This is a genomic window from Leisingera sp. CC-HEC093 (genome assembly GCF_059429195.1).
In genome coordinates, this window is record NZ_JCAIJR010000001.1 from 34,832 (window position 1) to 60,297 (window position 25,466).

Annotated in this window: 23 protein-coding genes; 4 read left to right on the forward strand and 19 right to left on the reverse strand. The window is 65.6% G+C overall.

What is annotated here, in order from left to right; translation table 11 throughout:
* Positions 1-8: 8 nt before the first annotated feature.
* The 14 genes from recN to ftsW form a co-directional block, all read right to left on the reverse strand.
* A complete protein-coding gene (gene recN, locus AC5STB_RS00145; protein WP_495440954.1) occupies positions 9-1,658 on the reverse strand; it encodes a DNA repair protein RecN in 1,650 nt (549 codons plus the stop codon).
* Positions 1,659-1,686: 28 nt separating this feature from the next.
* Positions 1,687-2,535, reverse strand: coding sequence for an outer membrane protein assembly factor BamD (locus tag AC5STB_RS00150; protein WP_495440955.1), 849 nt, complete (start codon positions 2,533-2,535; stop codon positions 1,687-1,689).
* A 225-nt stretch (positions 2,536-2,760) separates the two neighbouring features.
* The gene (gene lpxC / locus AC5STB_RS00155) at positions 2,761-3,696 is read right to left on the reverse strand and encodes a UDP-3-O-acyl-N-acetylglucosamine deacetylase (protein WP_495440956.1); all 936 of its coding nucleotides are present in this window, start codon (positions 3,694-3,696) and stop codon (positions 2,761-2,763) included.
* Between the two features lie 213 nt (positions 3,697-3,909).
* Complete coding sequence (gene ftsZ, locus AC5STB_RS00160) at positions 3,910-5,640, reverse strand: cell division protein FtsZ (protein ID WP_495440957.1); 1,731 nt, start codon at positions 5,638-5,640, stop codon at positions 3,910-3,912.
* Between the two features lie 387 nt (positions 5,641-6,027).
* Complete coding sequence (gene ftsA, locus AC5STB_RS00165) at positions 6,028-7,362, reverse strand: cell division protein FtsA (protein WP_495440958.1); 1,335 nt, start codon at positions 7,360-7,362, stop codon at positions 6,028-6,030.
* Between the two features lies 1 nt (position 7,363).
* The gene (locus AC5STB_RS00170) at positions 7,364-8,257 is read right to left on the reverse strand and encodes a cell division protein FtsQ/DivIB (protein WP_495440959.1); all 894 of its coding nucleotides are present in this window, start codon (positions 8,255-8,257) and stop codon (positions 7,364-7,366) included.
* Positions 8,245-9,165, reverse strand: coding sequence for a D-alanine--D-alanine ligase (locus tag AC5STB_RS00175; RefSeq protein WP_495440960.1), 921 nt, complete (start codon positions 9,163-9,165; stop codon positions 8,245-8,247). Before AC5STB_RS00175 ends, AC5STB_RS00170 begins: the two co-directional genes overlap by 13 nt.
* A 292-nt stretch (positions 9,166-9,457) precedes the next feature.
* Positions 9,458-10,399 carry a UDP-N-acetylmuramate dehydrogenase gene (gene murB / locus AC5STB_RS00180; protein ID WP_495440961.1) on the reverse strand — a complete coding sequence of 314 codons (942 nt, stop codon included), beginning with the start codon at positions 10,397-10,399 and terminating at the stop codon, positions 9,458-9,460.
* Positions 10,324-10,656, reverse strand: a complete 333-nt coding sequence (locus tag AC5STB_RS00185; protein ID WP_495440962.1) for a hypothetical protein — start codon at positions 10,654-10,656, stop codon at positions 10,324-10,326. Before AC5STB_RS00185 ends, murB begins: the two co-directional genes overlap by 76 nt.
* Before the next feature lie 128 nt (positions 10,657-10,784).
* Complete coding sequence (locus AC5STB_RS00190) at positions 10,785-11,033, reverse strand: DUF2484 family protein (protein ID WP_495440963.1); 249 nt, start codon at positions 11,031-11,033, stop codon at positions 10,785-10,787.
* The gene (locus tag AC5STB_RS00195; RefSeq protein ID WP_495440964.1) at positions 11,030-11,494 is read right to left on the reverse strand and encodes a GNAT family N-acetyltransferase; all 465 of its coding nucleotides are present in this window, start codon (positions 11,492-11,494) and stop codon (positions 11,030-11,032) included. The genes AC5STB_RS00190 and AC5STB_RS00195 overlap by 4 nt, the downstream gene beginning before the upstream one ends.
* A gap of 3 nt (positions 11,495-11,497) precedes the next feature.
* The gene (gene murC, locus AC5STB_RS00200; RefSeq protein ID WP_495440965.1) at positions 11,498-12,895 is read right to left on the reverse strand and encodes a UDP-N-acetylmuramate--L-alanine ligase; all 1,398 of its coding nucleotides are present in this window, start codon (positions 12,893-12,895) and stop codon (positions 11,498-11,500) included.
* Between the two features lie 5 nt (positions 12,896-12,900).
* On the reverse strand, positions 12,901-13,992 hold the full coding sequence (locus tag AC5STB_RS00205; RefSeq protein ID WP_495440966.1) for a UDP-N-acetylglucosamine--N-acetylmuramyl-(pentapeptide) pyrophosphoryl-undecaprenol N-acetylglucosamine transferase: 1,092 nt from the start codon (positions 13,990-13,992) through the stop codon (positions 12,901-12,903).
* 27 nt (positions 13,993-14,019) lie between these two features.
* On the reverse strand, positions 14,020-15,186 hold the full coding sequence (gene ftsW / locus AC5STB_RS00210) for a putative lipid II flippase FtsW (protein ID WP_495440967.1): 1,167 nt from the start codon (positions 15,184-15,186) through the stop codon (positions 14,020-14,022).
* 234 nt (positions 15,187-15,420) lie between these two features.
* On the opposite strand from ftsW, the gene AC5STB_RS00215 reads away from it, so the two are divergent.
* The 3 genes from AC5STB_RS00215 (at position 15,421) to AC5STB_RS00225 (ending at position 17,457) form a co-directional block, all read left to right on the forward strand.
* Positions 15,421-16,599, forward strand: coding sequence for a BaiN/RdsA family NAD(P)/FAD-dependent oxidoreductase (locus AC5STB_RS00215; protein WP_495440968.1), 1,179 nt, complete (start codon positions 15,421-15,423; stop codon positions 16,597-16,599).
* A 77-nt stretch (positions 16,600-16,676) separates the two neighbouring features.
* Positions 16,677-16,970, forward strand: a complete 294-nt coding sequence (locus AC5STB_RS00220) for a putative quinol monooxygenase (protein WP_495440969.1) — start codon at positions 16,677-16,679, stop codon at positions 16,968-16,970.
* A 4-nt stretch (positions 16,971-16,974) separates the two neighbouring features.
* Complete coding sequence (locus AC5STB_RS00225; RefSeq protein ID WP_495440970.1) at positions 16,975-17,457, forward strand: MarR family winged helix-turn-helix transcriptional regulator; 483 nt, start codon at positions 16,975-16,977, stop codon at positions 17,455-17,457.
* Between the two features lie 68 nt (positions 17,458-17,525).
* On the opposite strand, the gene AC5STB_RS00230 is transcribed toward AC5STB_RS00225, so the two are convergent.
* Together AC5STB_RS00230 and murD are read right to left on the reverse strand one after the other, a co-directional pair.
* Entirely contained in the window at positions 17,526-18,422 is an 897-nt protein-coding gene (locus AC5STB_RS00230) for a LysR substrate-binding domain-containing protein (protein ID WP_495440971.1), read from the reverse strand.
* 264 nt (positions 18,423-18,686) lie between these two features.
* Positions 18,687-20,087: a UDP-N-acetylmuramoyl-L-alanine--D-glutamate ligase gene (gene murD, locus AC5STB_RS00235; protein ID WP_495440972.1), complete on the reverse strand. Its 1,401-nt coding sequence runs from the start codon at positions 20,085-20,087 to the stop codon at positions 18,687-18,689.
* 142 nt (positions 20,088-20,229) lie between these two features.
* Here murD and AC5STB_RS00240 point away from each other — a divergent pair, with 142 nt between their 5' ends.
* Positions 20,230-21,132, forward strand: a complete 903-nt coding sequence (locus AC5STB_RS00240) for a glutaminase (protein WP_495444545.1) — start codon at positions 20,230-20,232, stop codon at positions 21,130-21,132.
* A gap of 327 nt (positions 21,133-21,459) precedes the next feature.
* On the opposite strand, the gene mraY is transcribed toward AC5STB_RS00240, so the two are convergent.
* From mraY to AC5STB_RS00255, 3 genes are read right to left on the reverse strand one after another with little or no spacing between them, the layout of a single operon-like run.
* Entirely contained in the window at positions 21,460-22,542 is a 1,083-nt protein-coding gene (gene mraY / locus AC5STB_RS00245; protein ID WP_495440973.1) for a phospho-N-acetylmuramoyl-pentapeptide-transferase, read from the reverse strand.
* Positions 22,543-22,562: 20 nt separating this feature from the next.
* Positions 22,563-23,963: a UDP-N-acetylmuramoyl-tripeptide--D-alanyl-D-alanine ligase gene (locus tag AC5STB_RS00250; RefSeq protein ID WP_495440974.1), complete on the reverse strand. Its 1,401-nt coding sequence runs from the start codon at positions 23,961-23,963 to the stop codon at positions 22,563-22,565.
* Positions 23,960-25,447, reverse strand: a complete 1,488-nt coding sequence (locus tag AC5STB_RS00255) for a UDP-N-acetylmuramoyl-L-alanyl-D-glutamate--2,6-diaminopimelate ligase (RefSeq protein WP_495440975.1) — start codon at positions 25,445-25,447, stop codon at positions 23,960-23,962. The genes AC5STB_RS00250 and AC5STB_RS00255 overlap by 4 nt, the downstream gene beginning before the upstream one ends.
* Positions 25,448-25,466 lie beyond the last annotated feature (19 nt).

The following is a 25,466-nucleotide window of genomic DNA, read 5'->3' on the forward strand; positions in this document are numbered from 1 at the left end:
GGAGCAGATTATCCGGCCAGCAAAGCACGGGCCGCGGCGCGGGCCTCCTCGGTGATGGTATCGCCTGAGACCATGCGGGCAAGCTCATCCACCCGCTCGGCTGCGGCCAGCGGCACCACCTGCGACAGGGTCATGCCATCGACCACCTGCTTGCGCACCTGCCAGTGATGGCCGCCAAGCGCCGCCACCTGCGGCGAGTGGGTCACCACCAGCACCTGGCCGCTGCTGGCCAGGCTGCGCAGGCGGCGCCCCACCGCATTCGCGGTGGCGCCGCCGACGCCGCGGTCGATCTCGTCAAAGATCAGCGTCTTGCTGGCGTCATCGCCGCGCAGGCAGACCTTCAGCGCCAGCAGGAACCGGCTCAGCTCGCCGCCGGAAGCGATCTTGTTCAGCGTCCCGGCGGGCGCGCCCGGGTTGGTGGCAACGGTGAAGGCCACCGTGTCGGTGCCCTCCGGTCCTGGCTCTGCAGTGCTGATGCGGGTCTCGAACACCGCCCGCTCCATCTTCAGCGGTGCCAGTTCCGCCATCACCGCCTGATCCAGCGCCGCAGCGCTTTCGCGGCGGGCAGCCCCCAGGCGGTCTGCGGCCTGTGCATAGGCCGCCTCTGCCGCCTGCAGGGCAGCGTCCTGGTCCGCCAGATCCTGGCCGCCGGCATCCAGCGCTGCCAGTTTGGCGCGCAGGGTTTCGGCGTAATCGCCCAATTCGTCGGCGGCGACCCCATGCTTGCGGGCCAAGGCGCGGATCGCAAACAGGCGTTCCTCGCAGTCTTCCAGCTCAGCGGGGTTGAAGTCCAGCGTCCCAAGCACCCGTTCGACGCCGTCCTGGGCATCGCCCAGCTCGATCATCGCCCGTGACAAGGCCGCCAGCGGCTCTTCCAGCCCGGTCTCGTCCTCGCGGCCCGCGACGCCCTCAAGCCAGCGCTGCGCTTCGCCCATGGCGCCCTCGGCGCCTTCGCTCAGCAGCGCATGGGCACGGGCAATGTCGCCGCGGATGCGCTCGGCCGCCTGCATCTGGCGGCGGCGGGTATCCAGCGCCCCGTCCTCGCCCGGCTGCGGGTCCAGCTTGTCCAGCTCGGCAACCGCATGGCGCAGGAACTCTTCCTCGGCCCGCACCGCCTCCAGTGCCGCGCGGGTGGCCGCCACCGTCTTGCGGGCCTTGGCCGCATCGCCCCAGGCGCTGCGCACCGCAGCCAGCAGCGCTTGCACGCCCGCATATTGATCCAGCAGCGCCATATGGCCGCGCGGATTGAGCAATCCGCGGTCGTCATGCTGCCCGTGCAGTTCAACCAGCGTTTCCGACAGTGCCCTGAGCACCTCACCCGAGCAGCGGCGGTCGTTGACCCAGGCGGTCTTGCGCCCCTCCGCCGTGTTCACCCGGCGCAGGATCAGGCTGTCGCCGCCCGGCAGGCCGGCTTCTTCCAGGATGGCATGGGCCGGATGGCCAGCGTCCAGATCGAATTCCGCCAGCACCTCGCCCTGGGAGGCGCCCTGGCGCACCAGTTCAGCACGGCCGCGCCAGCCCAGCACAAAGCCGAGGCTGTCCAGCAGAATGGATTTGCCGGCCCCGGTCTCGCCGGTCAGCACATTCAGCCCGGGCTGAAAATTCAGCTCCAGATGATCAATGATCAGGATATCCCGGATTTCAAGCGCGCGCAGCATTGCCCCGCCCCCCGTGCCGCAGCGGCCCTTACAGCCACTGTCCTTTCAGCGTTTGTCGGTAAATCTGGCTCAGCCAGTTGTTGCCGCGGTCCTTGGGCTTGAGCCCGTTTGCGCCCAGCAGCCGGTAGCTGTCCTCGTACCATTCGGTGGACTGGAAGTTGTGGCCCAGAATGGCGGCAGCGGTCTGCGCCTCTGCGGTCAGGCCCAGCGACAGATAGGACTCGACCAGACGGTGCAGCGCCTCTGCGGTGTGGCTGGTGGTCTGGAAATCTTCCACCACCACCCGGAAGCGGTTGATCGCAGAGGAGTAGTGACCGCGGCGCAGGTAATAGCGGCCGATCTCCATTTCCTTGCCCGCCAGGTGGTCAAAGGCCAGATCGAATTTCAGGATCGCGGAGGTGGCATACTGGCTGTCGGGATAGACCTCGATCACGGTGCGCAGCGCCTGCAGCGCCTGGAAGGTCAGCCCCTGGTCGCGGCCGACCTCGTCGATCTGGTCGTAATAGCTCAGCGCCAGCAGATACTGGGCATAGGCCGCATCTTCATCCGCAGGGTAGAAGTCGATGAACCGCTGCGCGGCAGCGCGGCTGTTCTCGTAATCCTTGCTGGTGTGATAGGCAAAGGCCTGCATGATCACTGCCTGCTTGGCCCAATCGGAATAGGGGTACAGGCGCTCAATCTCAGCAAAATAATAGGCGGCGTCATTGGCCCGGCGGTTTGCCAGCTCGAACTCGCCGCGCTCATAGATGTGCTCCGGCGAGAAGGCTTCCAGCGACTCGCCCCGCTTGACCGCGCCGCCGTCTCCGCCGCAACCCGCAAGGGCCGCCATGAGAAGGACCGCGCTGAGGGTTTTGGCTCCTGCCCTGATGCCGTTCATAATGCCTCACCTCACCGTCGTTGCCTTACGGGTGTCCGCCCCGGTTAGGCCGTCTCTAGCATATTCAAATGGCGCGCAAAACGCCTTTCGCCAATTCCGCGTTCACATGGCATCGAAAGCTGCCGGCGGTCAAGGCTGCCCGGCCGTTTCCGGGCGTGCCGCAGGAAAAGACCCGGGACAATTGGGGTCCCGGGCCAGTCTGCCGCTCGTTCCTGGTTCTCTGCCTTATGCCACGCGGCGCTGTTCGGCCGGAATTTCCGACCAGATCAGCCCCTGCCCCGGAAGCTGTGCGGTCATCGCTGCATTGCAGGCGACGGCCCGGACCGCACCCGGCTCCGCAAACAGGGCCCGCAGCAAAGTGTTGGTCAGCGCGTGCCCCGCACGCTCCCCAACGTAGCGCCCCAAGACCGGCCCCCCAGCCAGCGCCAGGTCTCCCAGCGCATCAAGCATCTTGTGGCGTACAGGTTCGTCCGAGTGGCGCAGGCCTGCACCGCTCTCGACCCGTTCCCCGTCAAACACAACGGCATTCTCGCCGGGCACGCCGCCCAGGGCCAGGCCGTTGGCCTGCATTGCTTCGACATCCGCCTGGCGGCAGAAGGTGCGGCTGTCGCACAGCTCGCGCGCAAAACTGCCGTTGCGCATGTCCAGTTCCTTGCTCTGACGGCCGATGGCGGCCTCGGCAAAGTCGATGTGGAATTCGATGGTCAGCCGGTCGCTGGGCAGCAGGGTGGCGCGGGCGCCGTCCTTCTCTACCGTCACCGGCTTCAGCACTTCGTAAGCCACAACCGGAACGCCCTGGCTTTGCACGCCCTGGCCCATGATGCCGCGCACGAACGGCGCAGAGGACCCGTCGACGATCGGCACTTCCGGGCCGTCGATCTCAATCAGGGCGTTGTGCACGCCGCAGCCCGCCAGGGCCGCCATGATATGTTCGACAGTAGAGACGCCGACGCCGGCCGCATTGATCAGGCGGGTGCAAAGCGGGCTGCGGTCAACCAGGTCCCAGCGGGCCGGAACCACGGTATTGCCCAAAGCGATATCGGTGCGCTTGAACACAATGCCATGCCCCGCCGGAGCCGGGAGCAGAACCATGCGCGCGGGTTTGCCGGAGTGCAGCCCGACCCCTTCGAATGCCACCGATGCTTTAAGCGTATTCTGCACTTTGCGCCTCTTTCCACTATGTCCGGCCACAGGGGACCGTGTTGCGAACGAGAGTTAAGGTTTTGAAAAAATTCCTACAACTCAATCTTTGTAACGGTTTGAAACATGACCGTAACAGACAAGCAAAACACCGCTTAGCGCTACTCAAACCACTGAAAACAAAACGAAAAAAAGCCGCCCGAAGGCGGCCTCTTCCAGGTCATATGTGATGTGTCAGTTGGCCTGGCGGCGCAGGAAAGCGGGGATTTCGATGCGCTCCTGGTCCGGATCCGCCTGCTGCTGCTGCACCGGCTGCGGCTGGACCGCCGGCGCCTGCGCGTGCATCGCGGGCTGCTGGCGCACCGCCTGGGGCTGCTGTTTGCCCGCGGGCGCATCGGCGCTGCCGGTCATCCGGTGTATCAGCGAGTTGAGGCCGAAACGGCGCTGGCCTTCGGGCTGCTGCTGGCCTTGCTGGGGCTGCTGCTGCGGCGCGGCTTGGGCGGCCGGAGCCACCTGGCGCACCGGCTGCTGCTGCGGTGCCTGCGGCTGCTGCGCCCGCTGAGCCGCGGCCTGCAAACGCTCCAGAGCTTGCGGCGACGGGGTGCCGGGCGCCGGCGCCTTGGGGGCCACAAAAGTGCTGGTCTGGGCCTCCCCGGCATCCGCCTGCGGGCGGAATTCCGGCACCTTGGGCTGATAGGCCGGCGGCGGCAGGCCGTCGTCGTTCAGCTGCTCAACCGCTTCAAAAACCTCTTCGTCCTGCGCCTGCGCAGCGGCCTGCTGCACGTTCATTTCCTCAAACAGAGTGGGCTCTTCCATAACCGCTGCAGCTTCGGCAGCCAGCGGTGCAGGGGCAGGTGCCGGTGCCGGTGCTGCAACTGCCGGCTGTTCCACCGGGGTTTCCAGCTCCAGCGGCGCAGCGCGGTTTTCCTCGACGCTGACGGTCTGGCGCAACGGTGCCGACATCGGGCGGCGCGGCACCGGAACTTCGGAGTTCACATCCACGGCGTCGATGCCGGTGGCAACAACGGAAACCCGCATCCGGCCTTCCATGCCGGTGTCCAGGGTGGAGCCGACGATGATGTTGGCGTCCGGATCCACTTCCTCGCGGATGCGGTTGGCGGCCTCGTCCAGTTCGAACAGGGTCAGGTCGTGGCTGCCAGTGATATTGATCAGCACGCCGCGTGCGCCCTTCAGGCTGATTTCGTCCAGCAGCGGGTTGGCAATCGCCTTCTCGGCGGCCTGCACCGCGCGGTCCTCGCCCTCGCCCTCGCCGGTGCCCATCATTGCCTTGCCCATCTCGTCCATCACCGCGCGGACGTCGGCAAAGTCGAGGTTGATCAGACCGGGACGGACCATCAGGTCGGTGACGCCTTTGACACCCTGGTACAGCACGTCATCCGCCATCGAGAACGCCTCGGTGAAGGTGGTCTTTTCATTGGCCAGGCGGAACAGGTTCTGGTTCGGGATGATGATCAGCGTGTCGACGACCCTCTGCAAGGCTTCGACACCGGCCTCGGCCTGGCGCATCCGCTTCAGCCCCTCGAACTGGAACGGCTTGGTGACAACGCCGACGGTCAGCACGCCGAGTTCACGCGCAGCCTGCGCGATGATCGGTGCCGCGCCGGTGCCGGTGCCGCCGCCCATGCCGGCAGTGATAAAGCACATATGCGCACCCGCCAGATGATCGACGATCTGCTCAATGCTTTCCTCAGCCGCGGCGGAGCCCACCTGCGGGCGGGCGCCAGCGCCCAGGCCTTCGGTGGCTTTCACGCCCAGCTGGATGCGCGCCTTGGCAGAGGCTTGCTGCAGCGCCTGCGCGTCGGTGTTGGCCACGACGAATTCGACGCCATCCAATTCCTTGGCGATCATGTTGTTGACGGCATTGCCGCCAGCGCCGCCGACACCGAACACGGTGATCTTCGGCTTCAACTCTTCATTCCCGGGCATCGAAAGATTCAACGTCATGCTCATACCGCCTGTGTTACCTGCCCTTCCCGCAAAGGGCTTATTCCTGTCCTATTCAGCATAATCTTACCGCGGAGAGGGTGTTTCGTCATCCCAAAAAGCGCGACGAACCACAAAATAAGGCCACATTCTAAGGCTAAAACCGCGGTATTTCGCCGTCCCTAGCAGATATTGCGGAACAAGCACAAGCCACACACAACAAAACCTCTCCGCCCGCAAAATCGCTTTGCAGAGGAGGTCCGGTTCCAATACTTGGCTGGCCACTGCCCGGCCTGCTGAATCGCCGCATTTTCGCGGACGTTAAGAACAACCTAACGGGTCATTAAGACGCTGTCACGCCCCCTTTGCCCGGTCCGGCTGAATTGATGCGGAGTTTTCCTGCCGGCCCTACCAGTTGTCCCGGAACCAGCGCACCGCGCGGCCCAGGGTGCCGGCCGGGTGGCGGCCTGCGGGCATCTCGAAGTCCCACCACTCATCCTGCGGATGGGCGGCAAACAGGCACAGGCCCACGGCAGAGGCAAAGCCCGGCCCGGTCGCCGACTGCGGCAGGCCATGGACGCGCAGCGGGCGGCCCAGGCGGACCTGCTGTCCCAGGATGCGGCTGGCCAGCCCGTCCAGCCCCATGATCTGGCTGGAGCCGCCGGTCAGCACGATCTGCTGGCTGGGCAGGTATTCAAACCCGGCTGCATCCAGCCGCGCGCGCACCTCCTCCAGGATCTCCTCGACCCGGGGGCGCATGATGCCGATCAGCTCCGCCCGGCTGACGGTGCGGCGGTCGTGCTCCCAGTCGCCGGTGTCGCCGCCGATGTCGATGATCTCGCGGTCATCAGCGCCGGTGGCATGCACGCCGCCATTAAAGGTCTTGATCCGTTCCGCGTTCGCCAGCGGCACCCCTAGCCCCATCGAGATGTCGCTGGTGATATGGTCGCCGCCCAGACGCACCGCATCGGCATAGATCATGTGTTTCTTCATGAAAATTGAGATTGACGTGGTGCCGCCGCCCATGTCGATGCAGGCGGCGCCCAGCTCCTGCTCATCCTCGACCAGCGCCGAAAAGCCGGAGGCATAGGCCGAGGAGGCAATTCCCGCCAGCTCCAGGTCGCAGCGCTGGATGCAGCGCACCAGGTTCTGAACCGCAATCGCGTCCACCGTCAGCATGTGCATGTCGACCGACAGCGTTTGGCCCATCTGGCCGCGCGGGTCGCCCAGGCCGGAGCGGTTGTCGAGCGCGAAGTTCACCGGCTGGGCGTGCAGCACCTCGCGGCCCGCACCGTATTCCGGCACCTCGCAGGAGGCCAGCACCTGCGCCACCTCATGCTCTGATACAACCTGCCCCTCCAGATCCAGTTTGGCATCCAGCCCGTAGGAGCGCGGATTGGCGCCGGAGAAACAGGCAATCACGTGATCAACCCGCACCTCAGCCATTTTCTGCGCCGCCTGCACCGCGGTGCGGATGGCGCGCTCGGTCTCTTGCATGGCGGTGATTTCGCCGAACTGCACCCCGCGCGACCGCGTGGTGGCGGCGCCGATCACCCGGAACCCGGATTGCCCGGCCAAAGCCCCGATCGAGCCGTCCTCGCTGAGGCGGCCGGTGCCGTCAAACCGCAGCACCAGGCAGGCGATCTTGGAACTGCCCACGTCCAGGATGGCCACTACGCCGCGCTGCATCGCTTGGCGGCGCATCTGCCGCATCGCGCGCTGCGATTGATAGAGATCTGTCATGTCACTGCCCGCCCCCGTTCAGCTGCCGGATCCGCCACCAGTTTTCCACTGAGTTTTCGGTCATCCGCACGGTCGGGCGCCCAGCCAGGCGCACATCCACCGCCGCAACATCGCGTTCCAGCAAATCCTGCACTTCGCTTACCGCCAGCACCCGCTCCAGCGCCCGCACCGGGTTCCCGGCCGGCAGCATGATGCGCTGCTTGCGGTCCAGCACCACGTCCCAGCGCCGCTCGCCGACCCGCACCAGGCCGCGCAGCCGCGGCCCCAGCGGTTTTGCCGCTGCAAACAGCCGCAGCGCCTGCGCCGCATGTTCCGCCGCCCCCTTGCCCGCGATCAGCGGCAGGTCCGGATGCAGGCTGCGGCGGCCCAGCTCAGCCACATGGATGCCGTTGCCATCCAGCAGCGCCAGCCCCTCGCGGCTGCGCCAGATCAGCGCCGGCTGGCGCTCCTCGACGTCCACTTGCAGAATGCCGCCGGGGCGGATCCGGACGCTGGCGGTCTTCACCGGGTCCAGACCGGTGATCACGTCGCGAATCTCTTCCAGTTCCAGATCAAAGGAGCTGACCGGGAAATCCAGCGGCACAACCTCACGGATATCCTGCGCCACGCTAGTGCCGGCCCCGTCCACCGCCATCACCTTGACCATGAATTCCGGGCGTTCCTGGATCGCGGCACGGGCATCGTTGATCATGCCCTGCAGCGTGCCGCGGCGGCCCTCGTCGGCCAGATAGGCCGCGCCGGCCGCGAAAATCAGGCAGAACGGCACCCCGAAGCGCAGGCCAAAGCGGATGCCCGGCGTCAGCATCCAGCGCTGCAGCCGGTATTTCAGCCGCGACGGCGCCGGGTCGCACCGCCCCTCTTCCGGTTTGCGGAACCACCCCCTCAGCGGTCGCATGAGGCATCCTCCACCATCCAGGCGCAGAGCTGGCCGAAGGTCATGCCGCAAAACGCCGCCTGTTCCGGCGCCAGCGAGGTCGGCGTCATGCCGGGCTGGGTGTTGGTTTCCAGCAGAACCAGACCGCTGGCGCCGCGCGATTCATCCCAGCGGAAATCGGTGCGGCTGACACCGCGGCATCCCAGCGCGTCGTGCGCCTTCAGCGCATATTCCAGGCACAGGTCGAAGATTTCCCGCGGCAGGTCGGCGGGCAGCACATGGCGGGAGCCGCCGGGCTTGTACTTGGCGTCATAGTCATACCAGCCGTCGGTCAGAATGTCGGTCACCGTCAGCGCCTTGCCGCCAACCACAGTGGTGGTCAGCTCGCGCCCCGGCGCGTAGGTTTCCACCATCACTTCGGCGGGCATTTCCTCGCACAGCTGCGGCGGGCCGTTGGCGGCCTCATGGACAATGTAGATGCCGACGCTGGAGCCCTCGTTGTTGGGCTTCACCACATAGGGCGGGGCCATCACATGGCCGGTGCTGACGTCATCCTTGGCGAACAGGCCGCTGTCCACAACCGGCAGCCCGGCCGCGCGGTAGACCTCCTTGGAGCGCTGCTTGTCCATCGCCAGCGCCGAGGCCAGCACGCCGGAATGGGTATAGGGGATCTGCAGCCATTCCAGCACGCCCTGGACGCAGCCGTCCTCGCCCCAGCGCCCGTGCAGCGCGTTGAACACCACATCCGGCTTCACATCCAAAAGACGCGCGTGCAGGTCCGGCCCTGCATCCACCTCAACAACCTCGAACCCCTCACCGCGCAGCGCAGCCGCGCATTCACGGCCGCTGGACAGCGATACCTCGCGTTCGGCTGACGGTCCGCCCATCAGCACCGCGACTTTCGGGAGTGCCCTGCTCGACTTACTCACCACGAAGCGCCTCAATTTACGCGGGGCTTTGCTGCCCCTGTTTCTTGGGGCCTGCACCAGCCCCTCTTTGTCTCTTTGCGCCGGGTTGCCTCCGGCTGATTGGTCCAGGCCTTGCGCCCGGAGACCGGCATATCCTTGCCGCCTCTTCGGCACCCTAGCGCCCGGAATCTTACCGGCGTGTTAACGGCACCTTTACCACGATTAAGATTTTCCACTCCCCAAGGGCCGGCTTTGACAGCTTCCCGGCCCGTCCAGCGGGGAGTACCGCCTTAGAAACACACCGGTTTTTCAGTTATTCGGGAAGCGGATCACCTATCCGCATGATTTCCCACTCTAACGTGATGCCGGAATCTTCGTAAACCTTTTTCCGCACATCTTCGCCCAGCCCCTCCAGATCTGCGGCAGTTGCGCCACCGGTATTGATCAGGAAGTTGGAGTGCTTCTCGCTCATCTGAGCGCCGCCGCGGCGGGCACCGCGCATACCGGCGTTGTCGATCACCTTCCAGGCCTTCATGTCATGCACATCATCGGCCCGGCCGGTGGAGGAGAACCCCGCGGGATTGCGGAAGGTGGATCCGGCCGAGCGGTCGCGCGTCGGCTGTGTCTCATCCCGCTTCCTGAGCTGCGCGTCCATCCGGGCGTGCAGTTCCTCCGGGCCGCCTTTGGGACCGCGCAGGGTGGCAGAGACCAGCACCGCGCCCTCCGGCAAAGCAGTCTGGCGGTATTGGAAGTCCAGTTCCTGCGCGGTGATCTCGCGGATTTCACCCTGGCGCGTGACGATGGTGGCCGAGACGAACACATCCGCGGTGTAGCTGCCATAGCAGCCGGCATTCATCCGCACCGCCCCGCCGATGGAGCCGGGAATGGTGCGCAGGAAGGTAAGGTCGACGCCCGCATCCGCGGCCTTTTTAGCCACATGCGCATCCAGCGCCGCCGCACCCGCGGTGACGGTAGTGCCGTCCGTCTCTATGCCGTTAAACCCCCGGCCCAGCCGGATCACCACCGCCCGCAGGCCGCCGTCGCGCACGATCAGGTTGGAACCGACCCCCATCGGAAAAACCTGCACGTCCGGGTCCAGACCGCGCAGGAAATCCGCAAGATCCTGAATATCCGCAGGCTGAAACAGATGCTCCGCCGGGCCGCCGACGCGCAGCCAGGTCAGTTCTGCAAGCGGTTTCTGCCGGGTAAGCCGTCCGCGCACTTCCGGAAGAATGATTTCACTTTGCGCCGCCATTTTCGTTTCCGTCCCAAGTTCCAGCCTGCAAGCGAACATAGTCCGTAGACGAGGTGGCCGCCGAAATAAAGGGATAACACGCCGCGGCGGCCGGGCTTCGCCTCAAACAGAAACTGCGCGGCCAGCCAGATCAGGGCTGCCAGCCAGATCAGGGCCGCCATCGCCGCAATGCGGCGCCAGTTCCCCCGCGCCAGCACATAAAACGCAGCCAGCCAAACCACGCCTAAAACCAGCCAAATCGCCGAAACTGAAGCCAAAGACAGCCTCCACCGCCAGCGGAAACGTGCCGGCGTCAAACAGGGAACACGAGATATTCCCGTTTGATTATCAAGCCGCCGGGAAGAAAAGGTTAAGCTATTCCCAAGACCGGCTTTTTTACGGAGTTTTAAAACCCAAGCGAACGCTTCAGCCAGCGCCCGAAATACAGCACCGGCCACCGCAGCACCGACATCCCCGCCAGCAGCACCGCCAACCCCCACCAGGGGCCGTTTTCATAGGTAACATAACCCAGCAGCGGAATGCCCAGCGCAATCAGCACATAGGCACGCCGCCAGTGGTTGTCGCGGCTGGGGATCATCGCCAGGATGTTGGCCGCAAGCGCCCAGACGGCAGCAAGGGTCAGCGACAACGTCATGCAGGCGCCCTCATGATGAACCCGTCCTTACTGTCCGCATCAAATCCAAGCTTCGTGTAAAAGCCCTTGGCATTCAGGGCCTTTCCCGAAAGCAGCACAATGGAGCAGCAGTTTTCAGACCAGGCCCTCCCAATGGCCGCCTGCATCACCAGCCGGCCCAATCCCCGGCCTTGATGCGATGCCAGTGTGACGACATTCTCAATCCGGGCATACGAGCGCCCGCCAAAGGTAAGGTTGGGGCAAATATTGAGCGTGGCAACCGACACCAGCCGCCCGCCATCTTCGGCGCCGTAAAGATATGTCCCCGGGTGGCTGAGGATTTCCCCCAACTTGGCTTGCCCCTCTGCTCCACCCGGTACAGGGGCTCCATTTGTCAGTTCCCGGTATAACTCAGCCAGCGCATCCAAGTCTTCCAGTGCCGCCAGCCGGACACGAACGGGATCGGCGGTAACACCCTCCATAGATCACCGTTCCAGCCGTTCCGGCAGGCCGTTGGCCCAGGTGCTGATGGTGCCGGCGCCAAGGCAGACCACCATGTCGCCGGGCCGGGCCTGTTCGCGCACCAGGCGCTCCAGGTCGTCTTCGCTCAGCAGGGCGCGGGCGTGGCGGTGGCCGTGGCGGATCAGCCCCTCGACCAGATCATCGCGGCTGGCGCCCTCAACCGGCTCCTCGCCGGCGGCGAACACTTCGGCAATCGCCACCACGTCGGCTTCGTTGAAACAGGCGCAGAAATCGTCGAACAGGTTCGACAGACGCGAATAGCGGTGCGGCTGATGCACCGCGATCACCCGGCCGTCGCTGGCCTGGCGCGCCGCCTTCAGCACCGCGGCAATCTCCACCGGGTGGTGGCCGTAATCGTCGATGATGGTGACGCCGTTCACCTCGCCCACCTTGGTGAAACGCCGGTTCACGCCGCCGAACGCGGCCAGCGCCTCGCGGATCTCAACACTGTTCATGCCCAGATGCCGCGCCACCGCCACAGCGGACAAGGCGTTGGAGACATTGTGGTCCCCCGGCATCGGCAGGGTGCAGCCCTCGATCACGCGGTCCTCGGCCTGCAGCACCACGTCGAAATGCGCAACGCCGCCCTTGTAGGTCAGGTTCACCGCCCGCACGTCAGCCTGCGCGTTGAAGCCATAGGTCACCACCCGGCGGTCGGAGATCCGGCCCACCAGCGCCTGAACCTCCGCGTGATCGGTGCAGCAGACGGCGATGCCGTAGAACGGAATGTTGGAGACAAACTCCAGGAAGCCGTCGCGCAAACGGTCGAAGTCGCCCCAATGCTCCATATGCTCCGGGTCGATATTGGTCACCACGGCAATGGTCGCGGGCAGCCGGTTGAAGGAGCCGTCGCTTTCATCCGCCTCAACCACCATCCATTCGCCCTGCCCCATCCGCGCGTTGGAGCCATAGGCGTGAATGATGCCGCCGTTGACGATGGTCGGATCAAAACCGCCGGCCACCATCAGCTCTGCCATCATGGTGGTGGTGGTGGTCTTGCCGTGGGTGCCGCCGATGGCGACGTTGGATTTCAGCCGCATCAGCTCTGCCAGCATGTCGGCCCGGCGCACCACCGGCAGGCCGCGCAGGCGGGCCTCGTCCAGTTCCGGGTTGCCCGGCTTGATCGCCGAGGAGATCACCACAACCGCGGCTTCCTCCAGGTTCTCCGCCTTTTGGCCCACGAAGATACGCGCGCCCAGCTCTTCCAGGCGGCTGGTGATCTTGGAGGATTTCAGGTCCGACCCCTGCACCATGTAGCCAAGGTTCAACAGCACCTCCGCGATGCCCGACATGCCGATGCCTCCGATGCCAACAAAATGGATCGGGCCGACATCGCCGGGCAGTTTGGTTGCTGGGTTCATGGGCGTTATCCTTCCTCAGCCAGTTGCTCCACCAGTGCCGCCAGACGTTCGGCAGCATCGGGGACCCCGGCGCTCAGCGCGGCGGTTGCCATCTGCGCGGCAGCCTGCGGGTTACTCAGAATTGCGCCCATATGCTCTGCCAGCACCGGGATATCAAGGGCGCTTTCCGGGATCATCACGGCAGCATCCGCGTCAACCAGCCCGCGAGCGTTGGCGCTTTGGTGGTCGCCTGCGGCGGCGGCAAAGGGAATCAGGATCGACGGCCGCCCGATGATCGAGATATCGGCGACCGAGGACGCGCCCGAGCGCGAGATCACCAGCTGCGCCTCTGACATGCGGGCGGGCACATCGGTGAAAAACGTCTGCACATCGGCGTTTATGCCGTGATCGGCATAGAACGCGCTGACCCGCTCCAGGTCTTCTTCGCGCGCCTGATGCGACACGCGCAGGTGCCGGCGGATCCCTTCCGGCAGCGCCGCCACAGCGGCCGGCACCACGTCGGACAGGATGCGCGCACCCTGGCTTCCGCCCATCACCAAGAGCGACATCGGGTAATCCCCCGGCGGAATATAGCCGGCGCCCGCGCGCTCCATCACCGCACTGCGCACCGGGTTGCCCACATGCTCATGCGGCACGCCCTCCGGCAGGGAGGCCGGCCAGGTGCCGCAGGCGACGCCCGCCACGCGGGGGGCAAAAATCTGGTTCACCCGCCCCAGCACGCCGTTCTGTTCATGGATCATCCGCGGCAGCTTCAACAGCGTTGCCGCCCCCAGCGCCGGGATCGACGGGTAGCCGCCAAAGCCGATGACCGCATCGGGACGGTCGCGGCGCATCTGCATCGCCATCGACAAGACGCCGCCGGCGATCTTCGGCGCCACCAGCGCCTTGGCCAGCAGGCCGCCGCGGGCAAAAGTGGCAGAGGATACTTGCGAGATTTCAACCGCACTGGGGAAGGACGCAGTGTAGCGCGCGCCGCGCGCATCCGTCGACAGCTTCACCCGCCAGCCGCGCGCCAGCATGATTTCAGCCAGCGCCTGTGCAGGAAACATATGGCCGCCGGTTCCCCCGGCAGCCATCAAGAGCATTTTCTGTGCCATCGCAGCTGGTCTCTTTCGCAATTCTCGTCAGCGGCCGCGGCCGTTCAGGTAATCGGCAATCCCGCCCTGCGGGCGCGTCCGGGTAAAGGCCAGGAGCATACCGACTGCGATGCCGGTGGCAATCAGCGAGGATCCGCCGTAGCTGACAAACGGCAAGGTCATGCCTTTGGCGGGCAAGAGCCGTACCGCAACCCCCATGTTGATCATCGCCTGCACGCCGAACATGCACACGAGGCCAGTGCCTGCGAGACGGATGAAAGTATCGCGCTCACGCATCAGGCGGAACAGCGAGCGCACCACGATAGAGGCGTAAAGCACGATCAGCACCGCCACCAGCACCAGCCCGTATTCCTCTGCCGCGACGGCGACGATGAAGTCGGTGTGGGCATCGGGCAGAGACCATTTCACCTGCCCCTCACCGACGCCGACCCCGAACAGCCCGCCCTCGCGGATCGCGTTGGTGGCGTAGCCCAGCTGGGTGGTGGGATCGACATCCGGGTTCAGGAAGCCATCGATGCGGCGGGCGAAGTGTTCGGAGCTGTTGTAGGCAAAGACGCCGCCCATCACGACCACGGCAGCCATGAAGACCAGCAGCAGCATCGGCGCCCCGGCGACAAAATACATCACCCCCCAGCCGAACAGAATGAGGCTCGCCTGGCCGAAATCCGGCTGCAAAACCAGCATCATAACAACCATCATGCACAGCGCAAAGGACATCAGCGTGCCCGGCGGGCCGTTGATCTGCTGGCTGGCGGCGATCATCCAGGCGGCAACCACGATGAAGCCCGGCTTCAGGAACTCCGAGGGCTGCAGCGAAGCAAAGCCTAAGGAGTACCAGCGCACCGCGCCCTTGCCGAAATCGGTGCCGAAAATGGGCAGGAACGCCAACGCGACAAAGGCCGCGGCAAAGCCGACCACCGCCAGCCGCCGCACCAGTGTCGGCGACATCACCGAGGTCATCAGCATCGCCGCCAGCGCCGTCAGTCCGAACACTGCCTGGCGCTGCACATAGTGGAAATTGCCGAAGCCGTTCCTCTCTGCCAGCGGCACCGAGGCGGCCAGCCCCAAGAGCAATCCGATCACGAACAGCATCAGGATGCAGGACATTGTCCATTTATCCAGCGTCCGCCACCACTTGGGAAGAATCGGCTCACCAGCCTGCACGGGAACCGCGCCATAGACCATCTCAGTCATGGGAATACCGCCACTATATGCCTCGTTCCGCCCCATTTTTCGGGGTCTCCCAGAAACTGTAACGAAACGTGAGCCGCGGCGCCAGAAAAAGAACACAATTCGGCGGAAATCCACCGCCCTGTTCCAGCGCGGTCTTGACAGCAAGAAGCTGCCCGTGCGGCGGCGGCAATCCGCAAGTCCCTGCCGCCCGGCATCCCCCTTGCGCCGGTTCCGGTTCCGTGGTGGATGCGCGCCATGCAGATAAACACCCTGATTCTCGGCGCCGGCGCGGCTGGCATGATGTGCGCGCGCCATGCCGGCGGCAGCACCCTGGTGATCGACCACGCCAAGGCGCCGGGTGAAAAGATCCGCATCTCCGGCGGCGGCCGCTGCAATTTCACCAACATGTATGCGGAGGCGAAGAACTACCTCTCCGCCAATCCGCATTTCTGCAAATCGGCGATGGCGCGCTATACCCAGTGGGATTTTATCGAACTGGTGGACCGCCACGGCATCGCCTGGCACGAGAAAACCCTGGGCCAGCTGTTCTGCGACGGCTCCGCCAAGCAGATCATCGCCATGCTGGTGCAGGAGTTGCGGGAGGCCGGCGCCGACCTCTGGCTGCAAACCTCCGTCGAAGGCGCCGAACGGACCGCGGAGGGCTACCGCGTCCAGCTTTTGCGCGAGGGAAAGGCGCAGACCGTCACCTGCCGCAACCTGGTGCTGGCCACTGGCGGCAAGTCGATCCCCAAGATGGGCGCCACTGGCCTCGCCTATGATCTCGCCCGCCGGTTCGGGCTGGAGGTAACGGAAACCCGTCCGGCCCTGGTCCCCTTCACTTTCCCGGATGGGCGGTTCCAGCCGCTGGCCGGCACTGCCCTGCCCGCGCGGCTCAGCAATGCCCGCACCTCCTTTGACGAGGCGCTCCTGTTCACCCACCGCGGCCTGTCCGGCCCTTCGGTGCTGCAGCTCTCCTCTTACTGGCGCGAGGGCGAGGAGATCACGGTGAACCTGATCCCCGAAACACCCCTCTACGATCTCCTGCGCAACCAGCGCCAGGCTGAAGGGCGCCGCGACCTCACCACCGAGCTTGCCCGCCACCTGCCCGGCAAGCTGGTCGATTTCCTGAAACCGGAACTGGATCTCAAGGGCCGCCTCGCCGATCAATCCGACGCCGCGCTCACCGCGCTGTGCGAGGCGCTGCAAAACTGGCACCTGCTGCCCGCAGGCACCGAAGGCTACCGCACCGCGGAAGTCACCCTGGGCGGCATCTGCACCGACGGCCTGTCGTCCAAGACGATGGAGGCCAAGGCAGCCCCCGGTCTTTATGCGATCGGTGAAGCGGTAGACGTGACCGGCTGGCTCGGCGGCTACAATTTCCAATGGGCCTGGGCTTCGGGCTTTGCCGCTGGCGCTGCCATCGCAAGCCGGTAACAGCCACCAGCCCGCAACAAGCTTGACATCGCATCCGCCCTCTTTTAGTTATCATGATAACTAAAATGGAGAACACCATGCCAACCTCATTTCAACTGGTCGCCAAAATCACCCCGAAACCCGTGCACAGGCAGGCTGTCCGCCAAAGCCTGCTGGACATTCTGGAACCGACACGGGCCGAACCCGGCTGCCTGAAATTCAACCTGCTCGAAGGCCGCAGCGGCGACTGTTTTTACCTGGATGAGCAATGGACCGGCGACGAGGCCCTGGCGGCGCATTATGAGGCGGACTACATCACGCCGATCTTCGCCAAATACGAAGCCTGGCTTGCCGAACCGGTGGAGGTTCACAAGATGACGCTTCTGGCCTGAGCCGATGTTCTTTCTCAAAGAGCTTCCGTCACAGCAGATGGTCGCCACCTATGCCGGAACCTACGGCGCCGACCCGGCGGAGATCACCGGCGCGCTGCAGATGATGCGCCGCGCCAGCCTTCTCATCCGCACCCTAGACGCCTACTTCACCACCCACGGGCTGTCTCAGCTCCGGTTTCTGGTGCTGATCGTGATCGACCGGGAGCCGGACCGCCAGTCACTGACCCCGAATGAAATCGCACAGCGTATTGACGTGTCCAAGCCGGTAATGACCCGCACGCTGCAGTCGCTAGAGAAGGACGGGATCATCCGCTTTTCGGCAAGCCGGACAGACGGGCGGTCAAAGGAAATCTTCCTGACAGCCGAAGGCCGCCAAAGACTGAAGGACGTCCTGCCCGGGTATTTTCAGATCCTGTCAAACCAAGAAGCCAAGCCAGAGCCGGACACCAAGCCCGTGCTTGGCAGCGACGATCCGCACGCTCCCTGACCAAGGCCCGGGCGCCGGAATTTCCACCTGGGCGAGCCAAAGGCCCTCCAGCCTGCATTTACCGCCTCCTACCCCGCCAGTTCTGCCACCTCCGCCAGAAGCCAGCTGCGGAAGGCAGCAATGGCGGGTGCGGCGCGGCGCGCTTCCGGGTAGACCAGCCAGACCGAAATATCGTCCTCAGTGACCAGATCGAACGGCTGCACCAGTGCGCCGCTGGCGATCAGGCCGCGGGCGTAGGCCGGTGTCAGCAGGCAGGCGCCGTGGCCCGCCAGGGCCGCCTGCACTTCCAGCATCTGGGTGCCAAGACTGTGCCGCTCCGCCTGCTTGGGCGGCGCAACTCCGGCAGCGCGGAACCACATGGCCCAGGCCGGGTCGCCGGCATCGACCAGCGGCACCCGCAGCAGGTCCGCCGGTTCTTTGATCGGGCCATAAGCTTCCATCAGCGCCGGTGTCAGCAGCGGGGTGTAGCTGCCGCGGATCAGCAGGTCCGCCGCCAGCCCCGGCCAGCTGCCGCGGCCGGCCCGGATCGCCACAGTGGCTTCCCCCGCCAGCAGATCCGCCACCCGCGGATTGACGTCCACCCGTGTGGTGATGCCCGGATGCGCGACCTGAAACTGCCCCAGCCGGGGCGCCAGTATAAAGGCCGCAAAACTGGTGAGGGTGCTGATCACCAGCTCCTCCCCGCCGCTGCCGCGCACTTCCGCCCACCCTTGGCGCAGCAGATCCAGGGCCTCAGTTGCTTGCCGCTGCAGCACTTTGCCCGCTGCAGTCGGCGCCACCCCGCGCGGCAGCCTTTTGAACAGGGGCCGGCCGGCCCGGTCCTCCAGCAGCTTGATCTGGTAGCTGACCGCGGCTTGCGTCATCGCAAGCTCTTCCGCCGCGCGGCTGAAACTGCCCAGCCGGGCCGCCGCCTCAAAGACGCGCACTGCCGGCAGCGGCGGCAAAGGGTTTGCAGATCGATCCATAAAAGCAGCTTATACCTCAGCCGCTGAGATTCAATTGGTCATTTTTACGGGACGCGCCCACATCTTGTGCACACCGAACAAGGATCACCCCCATGGCTGAATTACTTTCGCAGATGAACCTCTGGCCCGTTATCAGCAGAATTTTTGCCTCTTCCCGGCGCGGCGGCGCTCCGGGCAGCCAGGCCGCCGGACAGCAGCTGGCCCGCAGGCGGCTGAGTCACCTGCCCGAGCACCTGCTGCGCGACATAGGTCTATGAGGCGCGGCTAGGCGCCCAGCCGTTTCTTCACCTCGGCCACGAAATCATCACCGCGCTGCTCGAAGTTGTCATACTGGTCAAAGCTTGCGGCAGCCGGCGCCAGCAGCACGGTGTCACCCGCCTGGGCCTCGCCCATGGCGCGCTCCACCGCCGCGGCCATGGTGGTGCAGACCTCGGCCTCCACATCCAGCTGCAGCGCAAAGCCCGCCGCCTCGCGGCCGATCACATAGGCCTTCTGCACATTGCCGGTCTGCCCCTGCAGCGCGTCCAGGCCGCCGTCCTTTTCCAGCCCGCCGCAGATCCAGCGGATGTTTTTGAACGCGCTCAGCGCTTTCACGGCACTGTCGAGGTTGGTGGCCTTGCTGTCATTCACATAGCGCACGCCATCCGCCTCAGCGATGGTCTGGCTGCGGTGCGGCAGGCCCGGAAAGGTGGCCATCGCGTCACCGATCAGCCGCGGCGCCAGCCCCAGGGTGCGCGCCGCCGCATAGGCCGCGCAGGCGTTCTGGTGGTTATGCGCGCCCGGCAGCCCGGTCATTTCCCGCAGATCGACGGACCCCGCCTGCCGTCCTTTGCGGTATTCAGACAAGAACCCCTTGCGGGCAAAGACCTGCCAGCCCGCGCCCGTCAGCTTGCGCGCAGCGGAAATACGGATCACCCGGTCATCACCCGCGCCTTCAGACAGCTGGCCCGCCAAGAACAGCCCCTCATCCTCGTCGACGCCAATGACGGCGCGGTCCGGCCCGCCCTCGGCAAACAGCCGCCGCTTGGCGGCAAAATAGCCGCCCATACCGCCATGCCGGTCCAGATGGTCGGGGCTGAGGTTGGTGAAAACCGCCACATCCGGGGTCAGCGCGCGCGCCAGCTCTGTCTGATAGCTCGACAGCTCCAGCACCACCACGCCGCCCTCGCCCGGCGGATCAATGTCCAGCACGCCGCGGCCGATATTGCCCGCCAGCTGGCTCTCGCGCCCCGCCTCCTGCAGGATGTGATGAAGCAGCGCCACCGTGGTCGATTTGCCGTTGGAGCCGGTGACCGCCACCACACGCGGCGGCTGGTCGTGCATCTGCCACTCGGCATCGGCGAAGGAGCGGAAGAACAGCCCGATATCATTGTCCACCGGCACCCCGGCCTCCATCGCGGCGCGGATCACCGGGTTGGGCCTGGGGTACAGATGCGGGATCCCGGGCGAGGTGATCAGCGCCGCCGCATCATCAAAGGCACCGGATTTATGCAGGTCGCGGCAGGTGAAACCCTCCGCCTCCGCCGCCTCGCGCGCGGCCGGGTTGTCGTCCCAGCACAGCGGCTCTGCGTCGCCTGCCCGCAAAGCCCGTGCCGTCGCCAGGCCTGAGCGGCCCAGCCCCAGCACGGCGACCTTTGCGCCCTCATAACCTTTGACCGGGATCATCGCCTGCCCTCCCAAATGTCCGTTGCCGGAACCGCTATCCGATCCGCTCAGCCTTTGCCAGTACCGTCAGATTGACAAGCCCCGGCCCATGCCGGAAATTCCGCGCCAACCAAGAAGGAAGGATCACCCCGTGACTGCGGATATGCAGGTATTGCTCAACCGGATCAGTGCAGAGATGCAAAGCCGCACCGACCGCGGCGCCGTCGCCAGTTATATCCCGGAACTGGGACAGATTGACCCAGACCAGTTCGCCATCGCAGTAGCCACTGCAGAGGGCGGGCTGTTCCACGCGGGCGACGCGCTGACCCGGTTCTCCGCGCAAAGCGTCACCAAGGTGTTCACCCTCGCCATCGCGCTTGGCCGCGCGGGCGATCAGCTGTGGAGCCGTGTCGGGCGCGAACCCTCGGGCACCGCGTTCAATTCCATCGTCCAGCTGGAGCATGAGCGCGGCCGCCCCCGCAACCCCTTTGTCAACGCAGGCGCCATCGTCGCCACCGATGAGCTGCTGGCCGGCCGCGCGCCCAAGGAGGCGCTGGCGGAAATCCTCGCCTTCATCCGCGCCGCCGCAGAAGACGAGGACATCCACATCAACAAGGCGGTGGCCGGCTCGGAAACCCGCCACGGCCACCGCAACTTTGCCCTTGCCAATTTCCTGGCATCCTTCGGCAATCTCAAAAACACGCCGGAGAAAACCCTCGGCACCTATTTCCACCAGTGCGCCACCGAATTGACGACCGTGCAGCTGGCCAAGGCCGGCCGCTTCCTGATCGGCGGCGGAGCAAAACCGGCGCTGGTGTCGCAAGGCCGGGTCCGGCGGCTGAATGCGCTGATGCTGACCTGCGGCCATTATGACGGCTCGGGAGAGTTCGCCTACCGCGTCGGCCTGCCCGCCAAAAGCGGGGTCGGCGGCGGCATTCTGGCCATCGTGCCGGGCAAAGCCAGCGTTGCGGTCTGGTCGCCGGGGCTGGACCACAACGGCAACTCCAAGCTGGGCACCGAAGCGATGGAGCGGCTGGCCCGGGAGATGGACTGGTCGGTGTTCTGAAACCGGCGCAGAGCGGGTGTTGCGCACCCACCGTACGCTGCCCTCACCACATCTTCACCCGGCCGGGTTACGTTCAATCCGTTGCAACGGGAAGACCAGGAGACCGGCCCCCTCAGACCACCTCTTCATTGGGTGCAGGGCGGGCCCGCACAGGCCGACAGACGGGCACAGCCCCTTGGCAAGGGCTGTCCGATGCTCCGCCCCTCCGGCGGCGCCGCCTTCTTCTGAACGACAAACCGCCCGCAGCAGCAGCCCCGGGCGGTTCCATGGAAAAGAGAGTTCAAACTGCCCCGCCGGCGTGACGGCGCGGCAGCCGAACGGCGTGTCTTAGCGCACTTTCAAGGTCGCCAGCCCGATCATCGCCAGGATCAGCGAAATGATCCAGAAGCGGATCACGATCTGCGGCTCGGCCCAGCCCTTCTTCTCATAGTGGTGGTGGATCGGCGCCATCAGGAACACGCGCCGGCCGGTGCGCTTGAAGTAAAGGACCTGAATGATCACCGACATCGCCTCGACCACAAACAGGCCGCCGACGATGGCCAGAACCAGCTCGTGCTTGGTGGCAATGGCGATTGCGCCCAGCGCGCCGCCCAGGGCGAGCGAGCCGGTGTCGCCCATGAACACCGCCGCGGGCGGCGCATTGTACCACAGGAAGCCAAGGCCGGCACCGAACAGAGCCGCGCAGAAAATCAGGATCTCGCCGGTGCCGGGCACGTAATGCACGTCCAGGTATTCGGTGAAGTCCACCCGCCCCACCGCATAGGCAATGACGCCCAGGGTGCCCGCGGCAATCATCACCGGCATGATCGCCAGGCCATCCAGCCCGTCAGTCAGGTTCACGGCATTTGCCGCCCCGACCACCACGCAGATGGAAAACGGCACATAGAAGATCCCGAGGTTGATCAGCGTGTCCTTGAACACCGGCAGCGCCAGCTGGTTCTGCAGCGGCGCCGGGTGATAGGCCGCAGCCCAAAGCGCCGCAGTGACCGCAATCATGATCCCCAGCGCCAGCCGCAGCTTGCCCGGCACGCCCGCGGTGGTCTGCTTGGACACCTTGGCATAATCATCGGCAAACCCGATCAGGCCATAGGCGAGCGTCACAAACAGCACCAGCCAGACAAAGGGATTGTCCCAGCGCGCCCACATCAGCGTCGCGGTCAGCAGCGCGCCCACTACCAGCAGGCCGCCCATGGTCGGGGTGCCTGCCTTGGAAAAATGTCCCTCCGGCCCGTCGTCGCGGATCGGCTGGCCCTTGCCCTGCTTGCGGCGCAGCACGTTGATCAGCGGTTTGCCGAACAGGAAGCCGAAGATCAGCGCAGTCATAAAGGCGCCGCCTGCGCGGAAAGTGATATAGCGGAAGAGGTTGAAAACATCCCCCCCGTCCGACAAAGCGGTCAGCCAATAGAGCATCTGAGCCCTTCCCTCGTATTTTACGCGTTTTCTTGTGTGGGGGTGGAGTGGCCCATTTCGCGGATGCCGTCAACAATCCTGGCCAGCGCCATGCTGAGAGAGCCCTTGGCCAGCACAATGTCGCCGCCCCGGATATCGCCTGCCAGACCGGGGACAGCCTCGGCGCTGGTCTGATACCAGCCGCCGCGCTTGGCCTCCGGCAGGGCTGCGTGCAGTGCCTGCATCAGCGGGCCGATGCAGTGGATCTTGTCGATGCCCTGCACCGCGCCCAGAGCGGCCAGCCCGGCGTGCAGCTCCACTTCCTGCGGCCCCAGTTCCTTCATGTCGCCGACGTAGGCAATCCGCCGCCCCTGCCCCGGCGTCGCCGCCAGCACCGCCAGCGCCGCCGCCATCGAGGTCGGATTGGCGTTATAGCTGTCGTCCAGCAGGGTGATTTCACCGCTCTCCAACTGGACCGTCTCGCGCACGCCGCGGCCCTTCACGGGCGACCACAGGGCGAGGCTTTCCGCGGCTTTTACCGGATCAGCCCCCAGCGCCTCAATGCAAGCCAGCGCACCCAGGGCATTCATCGCAAAATGCGCACCAAGGGATTGAATATGCAGCTCAACTTCCCGGCCATTGGCGGTAGCGCGGGCAACGCTCTCCTCGCCCTCGATCCCGGCAGAATGCAGGGCGTAGTCCGCAGCGCTCTCGCCGAACCAGCGGGCTGAAACCCCCAGATCCGATGCCGCATCCCGCAGCACGTGCGCCTCGGCGATATCGGCATTCAGCACCGCGGTGCCGCCGGGCTCCAGCCCTTCCATGATCGCAGCCTTCTCGCGGGCGATGCCTTCGACATTTTCAAACGCTTCCAGATGCACCGCAGCTACGGTGGTCACCATCGCCACATGCGGGCGCGCCTGTATCGCGAGCGGGGCAATCTCACCGGGGTGGTTCATGCCAATCTCGATCACCGCATACTCAGTCTCGCGCGGCATCCGCGCCAGCGTCAGCGGCACGCCCCAGTGATTGTTGTAGCTGGCCACCGCGGCATGGGTGCGGCCCTGATCGGACAGCATCCGCGCCAGCATTTCCTTGGTCGAGGTCTTGCCGACCGAGCCGGTGACGGCAACGACCTTGGCGTTCGTCCGCGCCCGCGACGCCCGGCCCAAGGCCTCAAGCCCCGTCTGCACATCGTCCACGATCAGCAGCGGCGCATCCGCAGGCACCCCATCAGGAATGCGGGAGACCAGCGCCGCACCTGCGCCCTTCTCCAGCGCCTGCGCCACGAAGCCGTGACCGTCGCGGGCAGCCTTCAGCGCCACAAACATGTCACCGGGTTCGATGGTGCGGGTGTCGATCGACAGGCCGGAGACAGTCCAGTTCCCCTGCGCCTGACCGCCGGTGGCGGCAGCAGCCTCGCGTGCGGTCCACAGGCTCATGCGATCCTCCCGTCCAGCGCGGCCACGGCAATGCTTGCCTGCTCCACATCGTCAAAGGGCAGAACCTGATCCCCAATGGTCTGGCCGGTCTCATGCCCCTTGCCGCAGACGATCAGCGCATCGCCCGCCTGCAGCATGTCGGCGCCGCGCAGGATCGCCTCGGCGCGGTCGCCGATCTCGATACAGTCCGGCGCGCCGCCCTTGACCGCGGCGCGGATAATGGCCGGGTCCTCGCTGCGGGGGTTGTCGTCGGTGACAATCACCACATCGGCGTTCTGATGCGCCGCCTGCCCCATCAGCGGCCGCTTGGTGGTGTCGCGGTCGCCGCCGGCACCCACGATGGCAATCAGCCGCCCCAGCACATGCGGGCGCAGCGCCTTGATGGCGCTGGCAACAGCGTCTGGCGTGTGCGCGTAGTCGACAAACACGGCAGAGCCATTGTCGCGCGACGCCGCCAGCTGCATCCGCCCGCGCACTGTGGCCAGATGCGGCAGGGTTTCAAACACCCGCTCCGGATCCTCGCCGCCGGCAATCACCAGCCCGCAAGCGAGCAGCACATTTTCCGCCTGAAAGCCGCCGATCAGGTTCAAGCGCACCTGATACGGCCTGTCATGCCAGGAGAACCGCACGTCCTGCCCGGTGCCGTCATAGCGCATGCCCATCAGGTTGAGATCGCCCAGGCCGCGGCCGACGCTGATCACCTCCTGCCCGCGGGCAGCGGCGACTGCGCGCATTTCGGCGCCGCGGGGGTCGTTCATGTTGATGACAGCGACGCCCTCGTCCGGCAGCACCCGGCGGAACAGGCCCGCCTTGGCGGCGAAATAGGCGTCGAACGTCTCGTGATAATCCAGATGATCCTGCGTGAAGTTGGTGAACCCGGCGGCGGCCAGCTGCACACCATCCAGACGCCGCTGATCAAGCCCGTGGGAGGAGGCCTCCATCGCCGCATGGGTGACGCCCGCCGCGGCGGCCTCAGCCAGCGCGCGGTGCAGGGTGACCGGCTCCGGCGTGGTATGGGCCAGCGGATAGCTCCAGGCGCCCTCGATGCCGGTGGTGCCCATGTTGACAGCCTGATGCCCCAGCTCCATCCAGATCTGGCGCACAAAAGTGGCGACCGAGGTTTTGCCGTTGGTGCCGGTGACCGCCACCACGGTCTGCGGCTGGCCGCCGAACCACAGGGCAGCAGCATAGGCCAGGGTCTGGCGCGGGTCCTCGACCACCACCAGGGCGGCGTGGCTTTCGTCCAGCACTTTGGCCGCGATCTCTGCCCCTGCGGCATCCGTCAGGATAGCAGTCGCGCCTTTATCCAGCGCGCCGGGAATGAACTTGGCACCATGCACCTGGCTGCCGGGAAGGGCTGCAAAAAGAAACCCATCGCGCACTTCGCGGCTGTCCACCGCCACTCCGCGGATCTGCGGGTCGGCGCCGCCGCGGGCGGTCAGCCCCAATTGGCTCAGAGGCTGGTCTGGTCTGCTGCTGCTCATGGCGGCCCTCTACCCTTGG

Excerpts from the sequence above, each read along its gene's own strand:
- AC5STB_RS00170 (WP_495440959.1), bottom strand. The coding sequence starts at position 8,257 with ATGCGACCGCTGAGGGGGTGGTTCCGCAAACCGGAAGAGGGGCGGTGC.
- murB (WP_495440961.1), bottom strand. The coding sequence starts at position 10,399 with ATGGCGGCGCAAAGTGAAATCATTCTTCCGGAAGTGCGCGGACGGCTT.
- AC5STB_RS00150 (WP_495440955.1), bottom strand. The coding sequence starts at position 2,535 with ATGAACGGCATCAGGGCAGGAGCCAAAACCCTCAGCGCGGTCCTTCTC.
- AC5STB_RS00195 (WP_495440964.1), bottom strand. The coding sequence starts at position 11,494 with ATGGAGGGTGTTACCGCCGATCCCGTTCGTGTCCGGCTGGCGGCACTG.
- AC5STB_RS00225 (WP_495440970.1), top strand. The coding sequence starts at position 16,975 with ATGTTCTTTCTCAAAGAGCTTCCGTCACAGCAGATGGTCGCCACCTAT.
- AC5STB_RS00215 (WP_495440968.1), top strand. The coding sequence starts at position 15,421 with ATGCAGATAAACACCCTGATTCTCGGCGCCGGCGCGGCTGGCATGATG.
- ftsZ (WP_495440957.1), bottom strand. The coding sequence starts at position 5,640 with ATGACGTTGAATCTTTCGATGCCCGGGAATGAAGAGTTGAAGCCGAAG.
- AC5STB_RS00190 (WP_495440963.1), bottom strand. The coding sequence starts at position 11,033 with ATGACGTTGTCGCTGACCCTTGCTGCCGTCTGGGCGCTTGCGGCCAAC.
- AC5STB_RS00250 (WP_495440974.1), bottom strand. The coding sequence starts at position 23,963 with ATGAGCCTGTGGACCGCACGCGAGGCTGCTGCCGCCACCGGCGGTCAG.
- mraY (WP_495440973.1), bottom strand. The coding sequence starts at position 22,542 with ATGCTCTATTGGCTGACCGCTTTGTCGGACGGGGGGGATGTTTTCAAC.
- recN (WP_495440954.1), bottom strand. The coding sequence starts at position 1,658 with ATGCTGCGCGCGCTTGAAATCCGGGATATCCTGATCATTGATCATCTG.
- ftsW (WP_495440967.1), bottom strand. The coding sequence starts at position 15,186 with ATGACTGAGATGGTCTATGGCGCGGTTCCCGTGCAGGCTGGTGAGCCG.
- AC5STB_RS00220 (WP_495440969.1), top strand. The coding sequence starts at position 16,677 with ATGCCAACCTCATTTCAACTGGTCGCCAAAATCACCCCGAAACCCGTG.
- ftsA (WP_495440958.1), bottom strand. The coding sequence starts at position 7,362 with ATGACAGATCTCTATCAATCGCAGCGCGCGATGCGGCAGATGCGCCGC.
- murC (WP_495440965.1), bottom strand. The coding sequence starts at position 12,895 with ATGAACCCAGCAACCAAACTGCCCGGCGATGTCGGCCCGATCCATTTT.
- AC5STB_RS00230 (WP_495440971.1), bottom strand. The coding sequence starts at position 18,422 with ATGGATCGATCTGCAAACCCTTTGCCGCCGCTGCCGGCAGTGCGCGTC.
- AC5STB_RS00240 (WP_495444545.1), top strand. The coding sequence starts at position 20,230 with ATGCAGGTATTGCTCAACCGGATCAGTGCAGAGATGCAAAGCCGCACC.
- AC5STB_RS00255 (WP_495440975.1), bottom strand. The coding sequence starts at position 25,447 with ATGAGCAGCAGCAGACCAGACCAGCCTCTGAGCCAATTGGGGCTGACC.
- murD (WP_495440972.1), bottom strand. The coding sequence starts at position 20,087 with ATGATCCCGGTCAAAGGTTATGAGGGCGCAAAGGTCGCCGTGCTGGGG.
- AC5STB_RS00205 (WP_495440966.1), bottom strand. The coding sequence starts at position 13,992 with ATGGCACAGAAAATGCTCTTGATGGCTGCCGGGGGAACCGGCGGCCAT.